Raw genomic sequence first — 13,563 nt, 5'->3', positions numbered from 1 at the left:
GGTTTCACCCTAGGACCGCGAGGGCCCTCACGGCAGGAGATCGCGCACGACCGCATCGGCGAGCAGCCGGCCGCGGCGGGTGGGCACCAGGCGGTGCCCGTCGTCGGTCGCCAGCTCGGTGATCAGGTCGCGGGCCACGAGGTCCGGGACCGCCGCCCGGCCGGACTCGTCGAGGACCTCGACGGGCAGGCCGTCGCGCAGCCGGAGCTCGAGCAGCACCCGCTCGACCCGCCGGCTCTCCTCGTCCAGGACCTCCCGCGCGTGGGCCGGGCTCCGGCCGGCCGCGATCCGCTCGGCGTACGCCGCGGGGTGCTTGACGTTCCACCACCGCACCCCGCCGACGTGCGAGTGCGCACCCGGCCCGACGCCCCACCAGTCGCCCCCGGTCCAGTAGAGGAGGTTGTGCCGACAGCGGCTCGCCGTGTTGTCGTCGCGGCCGCGCGCCCAGTTCGACACCTCGTACCACTCCAGCCCAGCGGCGGCGAGCCGGTCGTCGACCAGGAGGTACTTGTCGGCGAGGTCGTCCTCGTCCGGCATCGGCAGCTCGCCCCGCTTGACCCGGCGGGCCAGCGCGGTGCCCTCCTCGACGATGAGGGAGTACGCCGACACGTGCTCCGGTCCGCACGCGAGGGCGGCCTCGACGCTGACGTCCCAGTCGGCGACGGACTCGCCCGGGGTGCCGTAGATCAGGTCCAGGCTGATCTGCTCGAAGCCCGCCTGCCGCGCCCAGTCGACGACCGCCGGCACCCGGAGCGGGTCGTGGGTGCGATCCAGCACCCGCAGCACGTGGTCGACCGCCGACTGCATGCCGAAGGAGAGCCGGGTGAACCCGGCAGCGCGGAGCTCCTCGAGGTCCCAGAGGGCGACGCTGTCGGGGTTCGCCTCGGTCGTGACCTCCACGTCGTCGGCCAACCCGAACTCCGCGCCGATCGCGGCCAGCACCGCCCCCAGGTCGGCCGGGCCGAGCAGCGTGGGGGTGCCGCCGCCGAAGAAGACGGTGTTCACCGGCAGATCGGTGTCGCCGAGCACCTGGCGCGCCCGGCGTACCTCGGCGATCGCGGCCTCGGCGTACGTCGCCCGGCTCGCCCCGGGGGCCCCACCGGCGGGCCCCAGCTCCTCGGCGGTGTAGGTGTTGAAGTCGCAGTAGCCGCACCGCACGGTGCAGAACGGCACGTGCACGTAGAACCCGAACCCGCGCTCCCCCACCCGGGCCAGCGCGCTCGCGGGGAGGGACCCGTCCTCGGGCGCGGGCTCACCGGGAGGCAGCGCGGACGGGGACACCACCCCATCCTCCCACCCACTCCTCACCGAGCCCCCCATCACTGGAAGTCGCGGGAGCGGTGCCGGGCGCGCAGGGCCTGGCCGGCCTCGGGGTGGACCGACTCGATCGGGGCGAGCCGGTCGGCGACCAGGTTGGTGACGCCGTCCTGGCGCTCGAGAATGCCGCGGACCACCATCCCGGCCGCGCCGGCGGCGGTGGCGCGGTGTCGCCGCCACACCCCGACGGTGCAGATCACGTTGAGCATCCCGGTCTCGTCCTCGAGGTTGAGGAACGTGACGCCGCCGGCGGTGCCCGGCCGCTGGCGGTGCGTGACCAGGCCGGCGACGTGCACCCGCCGACCCGGTTCGGCGCTCGCCGTGTCGGCCACCGACTTGATGCCCGCGGCGCGCAGCCGCTCGCGCAGGTGGCCGAACGGGTGCTGCGCAGGCGTGATCCCCGTGGCCCACAGGTCGGCCATGGTGACCTCGACCTCGTCCATCTCGGGGAGCATCGGCGCCGGCCCGGCGGCCCGGATGCCCTCGAGGTGCTCCTCGCTCTCGGTCCAGCCGGCGTTCCACAGCGCCTGGCGGCGCGACAGGCCGCCGCCGGGGAACGCCTCGTCGAAGGCACCGGCCGTGGCCAGCGCCTCCAGCTGACGAGCATCCAGGCCGGCCCGCCGCGACAGGTCGGCCTGGTCGGCGAACGGGCGCTCGGCCCGGGCGGCGACGATCCGCTCGGCCACGACGGCGCTGATGCCGCGGACCGCGTCCAGCCCGAGACGTACGGCGTACGCCGCGTCCCGCCGGTGTGCCGGGGTCGGATCCGGCGTGCCGGGGACCCAGTCGGTCCGCTCGGGATGGTCGACCAGGCACCTGGGCAGCCCCACCGGCCCGTCCGCCACGGCCAGCGGCTCGAGGTCGGCGCTCGCCGCGGAGCGGACCAGGTCGGGGCGCAGCACCTCGACGCCGTGCCGCCGGGCGTCGTGCACCAGCGACTGCGGCGAGTAGAACCCCATCGGCTGGGCCCGCAGCAGCGCGGCGAGGAACGCGCCGGGGTAGTGCAGCTTGCACCACGAGCTGGCGTAGACGAGCTTGGCGAAGGACAGCGCATGGCTCTCGGCGAAGCCGAAGTTCGCGAAGGAGAGGATCTTCAGGTAGATCGCGTCGGCCTCCTCGCCGACCAGGCCCTTGCGGGCCATCCCCTCGTAGAGCTTGTCCTTGATGCTCTCGATCCGCTCGATGCCGCGCTTGGAGCCCATCGCCCGGCGCAGCAGGTCGGCCTCGTCGCGGGTGCAGTCGCCGAGCACCCGGGCCATGTCCATCAGCTGCTCCTGGAACAGCGGCACCCCCTTGGTGCGCTCGAGCACCGGCACCAGCGACGGGTGGGCGTACTCGACCTCCTCCCGACCGGTGGCCCGCCGGATGTAGGGGTGCACCGCGCCGCCCTGGATCGGGCCGGGCCGGATCAGCGCGATCTCGATCGCCAGGTCGTAGAACTCCCGGGGCCGCAGCCGCGGCAGCGTGCCGATCTGGGCCCGGCTCTCGACCTGGAACACCCCGACCGAGTCGGCCCGGCAGAGCAGGTCGTAGACCGCCGGTTCCTCCTTGGGGATGGTGCTCAGCTCCCAGCGCTCGCCGAGGTGCTCCTCGACGATCCGCATCATGTGGTCCAGCGCGCTGAGCATCCCCAGCCCGAGCAGGTCGAACTTCACCAGCCCCATGTACTCGCAGCCGTCCTTGTCCCACTGCAGCACCGTGCGCTTGTCCATCCGGGCCCGCTCGATCGGCACCACCTCGCCGATCGGCCGCTCGGTGAGCACCATCCCGCCGGAGTGGATGCCGAGGTGGCGCGGTGCCCCGAGGAAGCCGTTGGCGAGCGCGACGACCGGAGCGGGTACGTGGAGATCAGCGGGGTGCTCGCCGCCGTCCCGCGTGGCCACGGTCGTCCACGACGTGACCTGCTTGGACCAGGCGTCCTGCTGGCCTGGGGAGTGCCCCAGCGCCTTGGCCGCGTCGCGGACCGCCATCTTGGGGCGGTAGCCGACGACGTTCGCGACCTGCGCGGCGTTGTGGCGGCCGTAGCGCTCGTAGACCCACTGGATCACCTCCTCGCGCCGGCCTGCGTCGAAGTCCACGTCGATGTCGGGCTCCTCGTCGCGATGCTGGGAGATGAACCGCTCGAACGGCAGCCGGTAGAAGACCGGATCGATCGCGGTGATGCCGAGCGCGTAGCAGACCGCCGAGCTCGCCGCCGATCCCCGGCCCTGGCACAGGATCCCCCGCGAACGCGCGAACGCCACGATGTCGTGGACGATCACGAAGTAGCCGTCGAAGTCCTTCTCGGCGATGATCCGCAGCTCGTGCTCGACGCTCGCGCGGGCCCGCGTCTCGAGCGGCCCGCCGGCGTACCGCTGCGCGAAGCCCCGCTCGGTCAGCTCGCGCAGCCAGGTGGACGGCGTGTGCCCAGCAGGGATGCCGTCCTTGGGCAGCCGTGGCGTGGCCTTCTGCAGGTCGAAGACGATCTCGTCAGCGAGCTCGACGCTGCGCGCCACCGCGCCGGGATAGCGGGCGAACCGGCGCACCATCTCCTCCCCCGACCGCAGGCAGGCCATCCCGGACGCGGGCAGCCAGCCGTCCATCTCGGCCAGGCTGCGCCGGGCCCGGACCGCCGCCATCGCGTCGGCGACCCGGTGCTGCTCGGGACGGGCGTGGTGGACGTTGTTGGTGGCGACCACCCGCAACCCGTGGTCGGCCGCCAGGGCTGCGAGCAGGTCGTTGTGGGCGGAGTCGGTGGGATAGCCGTGGTCGATCAGCTCCACCACGACGTTGTCGTGGCCGAAGAGCGCGGTCAGCCGGTCCAGCTCCGCCGCCGCGGCCACGGGTCCGTGCTCGAGGAGGGCCCGGCGTACGGCGCCCTTGCGGCAGCCGGTCAGCACCAGCCAGTGGTCGCGTCCCCGCTCGGCCAGCTCGGCCAGGTCGTAGACGGGGCGGCCCTTCTCGTCACCGCGCAGCTGGGCGTCGGTGATCGCCCCGGCGAGCCGGTGGTAACCCTCGACACCGCGGGCCAGCACCAGCAGGTGCCCGCCCTCGGGGTCGGCGACACCGTGCTGCGGCCGGGTCAGGCCGAGGGAGAGCTCGGCGCCGTACGCCGTCTTGAGGCTCTGCTCGTTCGTGGCGTGCAGCTGCGCGGTCTCGGCGAACAGGGGGGCGCCGTAGAAACCGTCGTGGTCGGTGATCGCGAGTCCGTGCAGGCCGAGCCGGAGCGCCTCGAGCACCAGGTGGTCGGGGCCGCTGGCGCCGTCGAGGAAGCTGAAGCTGGAGTGGCAGTGCAGCTCGGCGTACGGCGTGACCGGGCCGGCCGGCCGTGCCACATCGACCCGGGTGCGCTTGCGCTTGCGGGTCGAGATCGGCGCCTCGGGGTCCTGGGGCGTGCTGAGCCGCCCGGAGAGCCGCTTCTCCAGCTCACCCCAGGAGATCGGGGGGTTGGACCAGCCCATCAGTCGACTCCCTCGTCAGTCATAGGCCGCCTCGGTCCACCACACGCCCTCCTCGCAGGTGAGCAACCAGGCCCTGCCGTCGACGCCGACCACCTGGAAGCGCGCGACCTTGCGGCGCCGCGGGGGCGCCTCCCACCAGAGCTCGTCGATGGGCCACGGGCCGGCCCAGGCGGCGACCGGCTGCCACCCGCCGGAGCGGTCGACCCGGAACCGCTCCGGCGCACAGGTGACCGACCCGCGCTCGTCGACGGCGACGGGACGGCCGGTGGCACCGACGACCTCGGCGGACCACGGCGTCGCCAGCACACGTGACGGCGCGGGCGGCGGGATGCTGCCCGGCCACGGCGGACCGGTCGGTCGCAGCCCGGTGGGCCGCTCCCCCCACGGCACGAACGCCTGCCGGTCGCCCGGGCACCGGCCGCCCTGGAGCACCGGCCGCACCACGGCCTCGTGGCCGAGCAGCCCCTGCACCCGGGCGATGCCGCGCTCCACCCGCTCCTCGGTCCCGCCCCACAGTCCGTCGGCGTGCACGGCGTCCGGGACCACGGTCACCGGCTCGAAGACCACCCGGTCGACCGGTGCCCGCACCTGTCCGCCCCGGCCGGGCACCCCGGACCGGGCCCCCTGGAGCTGCCAGTGCAGCCGGTCGACCAGGTCGGCGGCGCCGAACCACCGCGGGTGCAGCCAGACCCGCGAGCAGGACGGCTCGGCCTCGCCCTCGCAGCGGGCCTCGATCCGCACCTCGGTGCAGACCAGGTGCTGGCGGGCCAGCCCGGCGACGAACCGGTCCGCGGTCTGCCGCACGCTGAAGCCGATCGTCTCGGCGGAGTCCAGTGGCGGCTCGAAGTCGACGTGGCAGGCCAGCTCCGGCGGCGGGATGCGGGTCGCGAGCAGCTCGGCGCCGTCCCCGCCGACCACCCGGTGCACCCACGCCACCTGCCGGCCGAACCGGTCGCGCACGTCGGCCGCCGCCAGGTCACCGAGCTGGCCGAGGGTGCGCAGCCCGAGCCGCTTGAGCAGGCTGACGGCGTCGCGGCCGTCGGGAAGGTCCTCGATCACCTCGACGGGCAGCCCCCGCAGGAACGGCACCGACTCCCCCGGCTCGACCACGAAGCAGTCCTGCGGGGCGGCTCGCCGGGCGGCCTGCTCGGCGGTGAACAGCTCGTCAGCGACCCCGACCCGGCAGTCCCAGACCCCGAGCCCCACCAGCCGCTCGGCGACCAGCGCCGCGGCCGCCGGCTCGCCGCCGTAGAACCGGCCCGGCGCGCGCAGCGCCACCAGGCCCGGCCGCAGCGGCGCCACCCCGGGCCGCAGCTCCTCGACCGCGGCCAGCACCGGCTCGAAGGCCCGGGCGTCGCGGTCGGGGATCGCGGCGTACACCTTCAGCTCCGGGCACCGGCCCTGCGCGTCGCGCCGGCGCATGCCGCGGCGTACGCCGAAGGCCCGGGCGCCGGCGTTGCACGCCTGCACGATGTTCGCGCTGAAGACCGCCGCCGGCAGGTGGGTCGGCAGGCCCTCGTCGGCCAGCGCGGCGACCACCGGCCAGTCCGGGCACCAGATCGCCATCACCCGCGGCACTAGCTGGCCTCCTCCACCAACTGCGTGGCGGCGACGAGCGGCTCGGCGCGGCGGTAGGTCTGGTCCTCGGCGGGGAACCACAGCGCACCGCGGCGCGGCGGCGCCGTGCCGCGCTGCGCCTCGACGACCAGCCTCCGAGACCGCAGGTGCCCGTGCCCGGCGCCGGCGCCGGACCAGGCGGGCTCGCGGGTGGTCAGCCGCACCTCGCAGCGCGGCCAGTCCCCCGGTGTCCGCTCCCGGGCGACCAGGGCGGCCGAACGCTTGCGGAGCCGGGCCGCCAGCCGGTCGGCGACCGGCTCGGTGACCCGGCCTGGCGGGCTGATCACCACGACCGTGGCGACGTCCACGAGCGCGGCGGTGACCTCCAGCCACTGGTCTCCGGGGTCGGGGACCAGCACGGTGCGGCCCAGGTCGACACCGAGCGCGTACGCCGCCTCCGCGCCGAAGTCGCCCACGCCCACGACCGCGCACCAGCCACCGGCCCGCGACGGGCCGGCCATCAGCGCAAGCGCCAGGCTCGCGCTGTCGACGGCGTAGCTGCCCCCGGCCCGCAGCTGGACCAGCCCGGCGAGCACCGGGTGGGTCTCCAGCGGCAGCCGCGGGACCCCGTCGTGCATGCGCGCCATCCGGTTGCGCAGCTGCGCGATGGTGTCCGCGGTGCTCGCGGTGCCGGTCGAGGTGCCCACACCCCATCATCGAACATGTGTTCGATCGAGTCAATCGGGGGGCGAGGTTTCGGCTGCAACCAACTGAACTGAGCCCGCGGGGCGTGTCAGCCCTGGTACAGCGAGTCGATGAGCTCCTGGTTGTTCTTCTCCACGATGTTGCGCTTGACCTTCATCGAGGGGGTCAGCTCACCGGACTCGATGGTCAGGTCGTGGTCGAGCAGCCGCCACTTCTTGATGGTCTCCCAGCGGTTCAGCCGGGAGTTCAGCTCGTCGACGTACTCCCCCACCATCTTCTGGACCTGGTCGGAGTTGACGATGTCGGTGTACGACGCCCCGCCCATCCCGTTCTCCTCCGCCCAGCCGGCCATCGCGTCGGGGTCGAGGGTGATCAGCGCGACCACGTAGTTGCGCTCGTTGCCGAAGACCAGGAACTGGCTGGCGTAGGGGCAGACGGCCTTGAACTTCGACTCGATCGCCGACGGCGCGACGTACTTGCCGCCGGAGGTCTTGAAGAGGTCCTTGATCCGTCCGGTGATGGTCAAGAAGCCGTCGGCGTCGAGGCTGCCCTTGTCGCCGGTGTGCAGCCACCCGTCGGCGGTGAGCGTCGCCGCGGTCTCCTCGGGCAGGTTGTGGTAGCCGGCCATCACGTGCGGGCCGCGCAGCAGCACCTCGTCGTTCTCGCCGATCTTCACCTCGCTCCCGGGGAGCGCCGGCCCGACGGAGCCGATCTTGTAGTCGGCCGGGTGGTTGACCGTGGCGCCCGCGGCGTTCTCGGTCATGCCGTAGCCCTCGAGGATCAAGATGCCGGCGGCGTGGAACCACTCGGCGATCTCGGCGTTCAGCGCGGCGGAGCCGGAGATGAAGAACCGCACCCGGCCGCCGAACCGCTCGCGGACCTTGCTGAAGACCAGCTTGTCGAACAGCCCGTGCTGGACGCCCAGCAGCAGCGGCACCGAGCGGCCCTCGCGCTTGAGCTGGTCGACCTTGACGCCGACCTCGAAGGCCTTCTTGAAGATCTTCTCCTTGGCGCCGCCCTCGGCGGCCTGCATGGTGACGATGCGGCCGTGCGCCTTCTCGAAGATGCGCGGCGCGGCACCCATGAACGTCGGCTTGACGACCCCCAGGTTGTCGACGATCTTGTCGACGCGTCCGTCGATGGCGGTGGCGAAGCCGCAGGCCAGCTGCGCCGAGAGCAGCACCTTGCCGAAGGAGTGCGCCATCGGCAGCCACAGGAACTGCAGGTCGTCCTCGTGCAGGATGTCCTGCACCTGGATGGCGGTGCCCTCGTAGACCCAGGACCGGTGCAGCAGCCGCACGCCCTTGGGCCGGCCGGTGGTGCCGGAGGTGTAGATGAGGGTCGCGAGCTGGTCCGGCGCGATCGAGCGCACGGTCTCCTCGACGACGCCCGGGTGCTCGGCGAGGTAGGCCTCGCCCAGCTTCGCGAGGTCGTCGAGCCCGATCACCCAGTCGCCGTCGGTGGTCCCGTCGAACGTGACGATCTTGCCCAGGTGCGGCAGCTCGTTGCGGTGCTCCTTGAGCTTCGCGATCTGCTCGTCGTCCTCGGCGAAGACGACCCGGCACTCGGAGTCGCTCAGGATGTACGCCGTGTCCTCGGCGTTGGTCGACGGGTACACGGTGGTCGTCGCGCCGGCCGCGCACATGATCGCCAGGTCGGCGAGGATCCACTCGTAGCGGGTGCCGGCCGCGATGCCGACCCGCTGCTCGGACTCCAGCCCCAGGGCGAGCAGGCCGGCGGCGAGCTTCTCGACGAGGTCGCCGGCCTGCTTCCAGGTGACCGACTCCCACGCCTCCCCTCGCGGGTACCGGAACGCCTCCCGCTCCGCGGACGCGGCGACCCGGTCGAGGAACTGGAGGGCGAAGTTCTGGGTGAGGTTGTCGACGAAGCCGGCGTCGTAGTTGGGGGCGCTGCTGGCTTGGGCGGTCATGGACTCTCCTGCAGTGCTGCCGAGAAGGACGGGGTTGCGCAGTAACCTAGATCACCAACGCAACTCGCGGGTAGCAAAACCCCCTCAGCCGCGCGCCGCGACGTACTTCTCGGCCGTCACCCGGGCCTGCTCGACCAGTCCCTCGACGCGCAGGAGGTCCGGCAGCAGGTCGGTCTCGGTCGTCAGCGCCCGGAACATCGTCGACACCGTGACCCCGTGCCCGGGCCGGTGGACCACCGCGATCTCGTCGCCGGCACCGACCTCGCCCTCCACGAGCACCCGCAGGTAGGGCCCGGGCCGCCCGGTGGCGGCGAACCGCTTCACCCAGGCCCGGTTGTCGTAGCCGCCCACGCCCATCCAGCTCTTGAAGTCGTTGCACGGGATCCGCACGCTGGCGACCTCGAGCTCCGCGGTGCCGATCCGCCACCGCTCCCCGACCTCGGCCTCGTTGACGTCGATGCCCCGGGTGGTGAGGTTCTCCGCGAACATCCCGTCCCGGATGTCCTGCCCGAGCTCGACCGCCCACCGGTCCAGGTCCTCGCGGGCGAAGACGTACACCGCCTGGTCGACGCCACCGTGGTGGACGGTGTCGCCCACCTGGTCCCCGTCGAGTCCGAGGGCGCGCACGGCCACCCGGCCCGCGACCGGCTGCTTGTTCATGCCGGAGTGCCCCAGGTTCGCGTACGGCGCGTCCCGGTCGCGGCCCACGTTGACGGAGTGCAGGATGCCCACGACGGCCATCCTCCCAGCACCCGCAGTCAATCCTGCACCGATTTCGCCACGGTCACGCACCGGGTCAGGTACTCCCCGGTCGGGGTGCTCCGGTGCACCCCGGGCGGGTCCTGCAGCCGCCACAGCGCATTGCACAGCATCCGGACCACGACCCAGTCGCGGGCCCGGCGCTCGTCGAGCCCGGCCACGTCGACGAGGGTGTGGAACCGCAGCCGGATCCCGTCCCGCACGCTCCGGGACGCCGAGAGCAGGTCGTCCCACCGGTTCCACAGCATCGGCGCGACCTCGTAGTGGGGGTCTCCGCTGAGCGGCTTCGGGTCGATCGCCAGCCACGGCTCCCGATCGGCCGCCAACACGTTCTCGTAGTGCAGGTCGGTGTGCACCAGCCGCCCGTCGGTCGCCTCGTCGGCCGCCAGGCTCCGGCACAGCGACGCCGCCTGCTCCACCAGCCGGCGCGGCAGCGGCGCGTCCCGCGGGAGCGCGGCGAGCTCGACGCCCCACCGAGCCACGCACGAGGACAGGGTCACCAGCTGGGGCGGGGCCGGCACGTGCAGCCGCTCGTACAGCGCACCGACGACGGCGCACGCCTCGACGTCCCACAGGTCGCGCAGGTCCTCCGGGTGCAGCCGCTCCAGCAGCAGCGCGTACCGGTACGGGTCGGCCCGGAGCAGCTCGACCGCGCCGGCGCCGTGCCAGCGCTGGAGCGCCAGGTGCTCGTGCTCGGCCTCCCAGTGCGGCCAGCTCATCTTGAGCACCGCCGGGCGCCCGCCGGCCGTCCGCACCGGCAGCACCAGAGCGCAGAAGCCGTGTGTCGCGGGCCCGTCCTCCGTGAGCTGCCACTCCTCCAGCAGGTCGCGGACCAGCCCGGGAAGACGATCGAGGAACGCGGCCCAGTCCGCGCCGCGCGCGGCGTACGCCGAGAACCCTGGCGGGATCACTACTTCTTGGTCTTCTCCGAGGTGGGCGCGTTGGAGAGCGCGGCGATGAACGCCTCCGGCGGCACCTCGACGGTGCCGATGTTCTTCATCCGCTTCTTGCCGGCCTTCTGCTTCTCCAGCAGCTTGCGCTTGCGGCTGATGTCGCCGCCGTAGCACTTGGCGAGCACGTCCTTGCGGATCGCGCGGATGTTCTCCCGCGCGATCACGCGGGCGCCGATGGCGGCCTGGATCGGCACCTCGAACTGCTGGCGCGGGATCAGCTCCTTGAGCTTGCCGGCCATCATCACGCCGTAGGAGTACGCCGCCTCGCGGTGCACGATCGCCGAGAACGCGTCGACCGGCTCACCCTGGAGCAGGACGTCGACCTTGACGAGATCGGCCGCCTGCTCGCCGGAGCGCTCGTAGTCGAGCGAGGCGTAGCCCTTGGTGCGCGACTTCAGCTGGTCGAAGAAGTCGAAGACGATCTCGCCCATCGGCAGCGTGTAGCGCATCTCCACGCGGTCCTCGGAGAGGTAGTCCATGCCCTGGAGGCTGCCGCGCTTGGTCTGGCACAGCTCCATGATCGTGCCGATGTAGTCGCTCGGGCTCAGGATCGTGGCGCGTACGACGGGCTCGCGGATCTCGGCGATCTTGCCGTCGGGGAACTCGCTGGGGTTGGTCACCTCGACCTCGGAGCCGTCCTCCATCTGGACGTGGTAGACCACGTTGGGCGCCGTGGAGATCAGGTCGAGGTCGAACTCCCGCTCCAGCCGGTCCCGGGTGATCTCCATGTGCAGCAGCCCGAGGAAGCCACAGCGGAAGCCGAAGCCCAGCGCGCCCGACGTCTCCGGCTCGTAGGTGAGCGCCGCGTCGTTGAGCTGGAGCTTCTCCAGCGCCTCGCGCAGGTCGCCGAACTGGTCGCCGTCGATCGGGTAGAGCCCGGCGTACACCATCGGGTTCGGGTGCTTGTAGCCGCCGAGCGCCTCGGTGGCCCCGTGGTTCTGGGTGGTGACGGTGTCGCCGACCCGCGACTGGCGGACGTCCTTCACGCCGGTGATCAGGTAGCCGACCTCGCCGACCCCGATCTCGGTGGCCTTGACCTGCTCGGGGCTGATCACACCGAGCTCGAGCAGCTCGTGGGTCGCGCCCGTCGACATCATCTTGATCCGGTCGCGGTGGGTGAGCCTGCCGTCGACCACCCGCACGTACGTGACCACGCCGCGGTAGGTGTCGTAGACGGAGTCGAAGATCAGCGCCCGTGCCGGGCGGTCCGCCTCCCCCACCGGCGGCGGCGTCTGGTGGACGATCTCGTTGAGGAGGTCCGCCACGCCGTCGCCGGTCTTCGCGCTGACCCGCAGCACGTCCTCGGGCTCACAGCCGACCAGACCGGCCAGCTCGGCGGCGTACTTCTCGGGGTTCGCGCCCGGCAGGTCGATCTTGTTGAGCACCGGGATGATGTGCAGGTCCGCGCCCATCGCGAGGTAGAGGTTCGCGAGCGTCTGGGCCTCGATGCCCTGGGCGGCGTCGACCAGCAGGATCGCGGCCTCGCAGGCCTCCAGCGAGCGGGAGACCTCGTAGGTGAAGTCGACGTGCCCGGGGGTGTCGATCATGTTGAGCACGTAGGTGCCGGGCTCGGCGCCCGCGGCGTTGCCGGCCGGCACGGTCCACGGCATCCGCACGGCCTGGCTCTTGATCGTGATGCCGCGCTCGCGCTCGATGTCCATCCGGTCGAGGTACTGCGCCCGGGCGCTGCGCTCGTCGACGACACCGGTCAGCTGCAGCATCCGGTCGGCCAGCGTCGACTTGCCGTGGTCGATGTGCGCGATGATGCAGAAGTTCCTGATGATCGCGGGATCGGTGTGGCCGGGGAGCGGCGCGGTGTTCGTGGGCACAGGTGACTCTCGTCGAGCGGACGGGGACGGCGCCATTGTTCCATTCGGCGCCGCGAAACCCGCACTCCGCACGGACCCCGCACGATCGGCGCGGCCCCATCCGCGAGGATGACCCGGTGAGCGCCGTACGCCGTCCGACGACCATCCCGCACGGCCGCACCGCCCGGCGGCTGGAGTGGCCGCACCTACCGCCGCACATCCGCTCCCTGATCGAGCAGCGGTGCGGATCACCGGTGGTCGAGGCGATCTCCCAGGGGGCCGGGTTCACGCCCGGGTTCGCCTCCGTGCTGACCTGCGCGGACGGCTCGCGGCACTTCGTGAAGGCGGCCTCGGCCCGGGCGCAGCGGATGTTCGCCGAGGCCTACCGCGAGGAGGCGCGGAAGCTGGCCGGGCTGCCCGTCGAGGCGCCCGCGCCGCGGCTGCTCTGGGTCCACGACACCGCAGACCCCGACGACTGGGTCGTGCTGGGCATCGAGCACGTCCCGTCCCGCCAGCCGCGCCGGCCCTGGCGCGCGGAGGACCTGGCCGCCTGCCTCGCGATGACCGAGCGGCTGGCGGCCACCCTGACCCCGCCGCCCGCGGGGCTGGTCCTCGACGACTTCTCCACCGAGTTCGCCGGCTGGCCGGCCCTCTGGGCCGACGTACGCCGTGAGCACGCCGGCCGGGCCGCCGAGCTGGCCGCGCGGTTCGGCGAGGTCGCCCCCGGCGGCACGCTCGTGCACACCGACATCCGCGACGACAACCTGATGCTGGCCGACGACGGCCGGGTGCTGCTGTGCGACTGGAACTGGCCGGTCGTGGGCGCGGCCTGGCTGGACACCCTGATCCTGCTGATCGGCCCGCGCGGCGACGGTCTGGACGTGGACGCCGTGCTCGCGAGCTCACCGCTGACCCGCGACCTCGACCCCGAGGCCGTCGACATCGTGCTGGCCCTGGTCACCGGCTACTTCCTCTCGTCCGCGGGCCAGCCGGTGCCGCCGAACTCCCCGCACATGCGCGACGCCCAACGCTGGCAGGGCGAGGTGTGCTGGGAGTGGCTCTGCGAGCGGCGCGGGTGGCGCCGGCCCACCTGA

At 72.8% G+C, this 13,563-nt stretch carries 9 protein-coding genes; 1 reads left to right on the top strand and 8 read right to left on the bottom strand.

Features of this window, described 5'->3' with window-relative positions; genetic code table 11:
• Positions 1–27: 27 nt before the first annotated feature.
• The 8 genes from hemW to lepA all read right to left on the bottom strand — a co-directional run bounded on the left by hemW (position 28) and on the right by lepA (position 12,526).
• Positions 28–1,320 (bottom strand): radical SAM family heme chaperone HemW, encoded by a 1,293-nt coding sequence (gene hemW / locus NOCA_RS11030; RefSeq protein ID WP_049774312.1) that lies wholly within the window; start codon positions 1,318–1,320, stop codon positions 28–30.
• Positions 1,320–4,757, bottom strand: coding sequence for an error-prone DNA polymerase (locus NOCA_RS11025; protein ID WP_011755354.1), 3,438 nt, complete (start codon positions 4,755–4,757; stop codon positions 1,320–1,322). Before NOCA_RS11025 ends, hemW begins: the two co-directional genes overlap by 1 nt.
• A 15-nt stretch (positions 4,758–4,772) precedes the next feature.
• On the bottom strand, positions 4,773–6,335 hold the full coding sequence (locus NOCA_RS11020) for a DNA polymerase Y family protein (protein WP_011755353.1): 1,563 nt from the start codon (positions 6,333–6,335) through the stop codon (positions 4,773–4,775).
• Positions 6,335–7,021 (bottom strand): hypothetical protein, encoded by a 687-nt coding sequence (locus NOCA_RS11015; protein WP_011755352.1) that lies wholly within the window; start codon positions 7,019–7,021, stop codon positions 6,335–6,337. The genes NOCA_RS11020 and NOCA_RS11015 overlap by 1 nt, the downstream gene beginning before the upstream one ends.
• Positions 7,022–7,107: 86 nt before the next feature.
• A complete protein-coding gene (locus NOCA_RS11010; protein WP_011755351.1) occupies positions 7,108–8,949 on the bottom strand; it encodes an AMP-dependent synthetase/ligase in 1,842 nt (613 codons plus the stop codon).
• Between the two features lie 84 nt (positions 8,950–9,033).
• A complete protein-coding gene (locus tag NOCA_RS11005; protein ID WP_011755350.1) occupies positions 9,034–9,690 on the bottom strand; it encodes an MOSC domain-containing protein in 657 nt (218 codons plus the stop codon).
• Between the two features lie 17 nt (positions 9,691–9,707).
• The gene (locus NOCA_RS11000) at positions 9,708–10,619 is read right to left on the bottom strand and encodes an aminoglycoside phosphotransferase family protein (protein ID WP_011755349.1); all 912 of its coding nucleotides are present in this window, start codon (positions 10,617–10,619) and stop codon (positions 9,708–9,710) included.
• Positions 10,619–12,526 (bottom strand): translation elongation factor 4, encoded by a 1,908-nt coding sequence (gene lepA, locus NOCA_RS10995; protein WP_011755348.1) that lies wholly within the window; start codon positions 12,524–12,526, stop codon positions 10,619–10,621. Before lepA ends, NOCA_RS11000 begins: the two co-directional genes overlap by 1 nt.
• An 80-nt stretch (positions 12,527–12,606) precedes the next feature.
• Here lepA and NOCA_RS10990 point away from each other — a divergent pair, with 80 nt between their 5' ends.
• A complete protein-coding gene (locus tag NOCA_RS10990; RefSeq protein WP_011755347.1) occupies positions 12,607–13,563 on the top strand; it encodes a phosphotransferase family protein in 957 nt (318 codons plus the stop codon).

It is taken from the genome of Nocardioides sp. JS614 (assembly GCF_000015265.1).
Lineage (GTDB): Bacteria > Actinomycetota > Actinomycetes > Propionibacteriales > Nocardioidaceae > Nocardioides.
The sequence above is the reverse complement of the archived record's forward strand: the minus strand, read 5'-3'. Positions and strand labels throughout refer to the sequence as shown.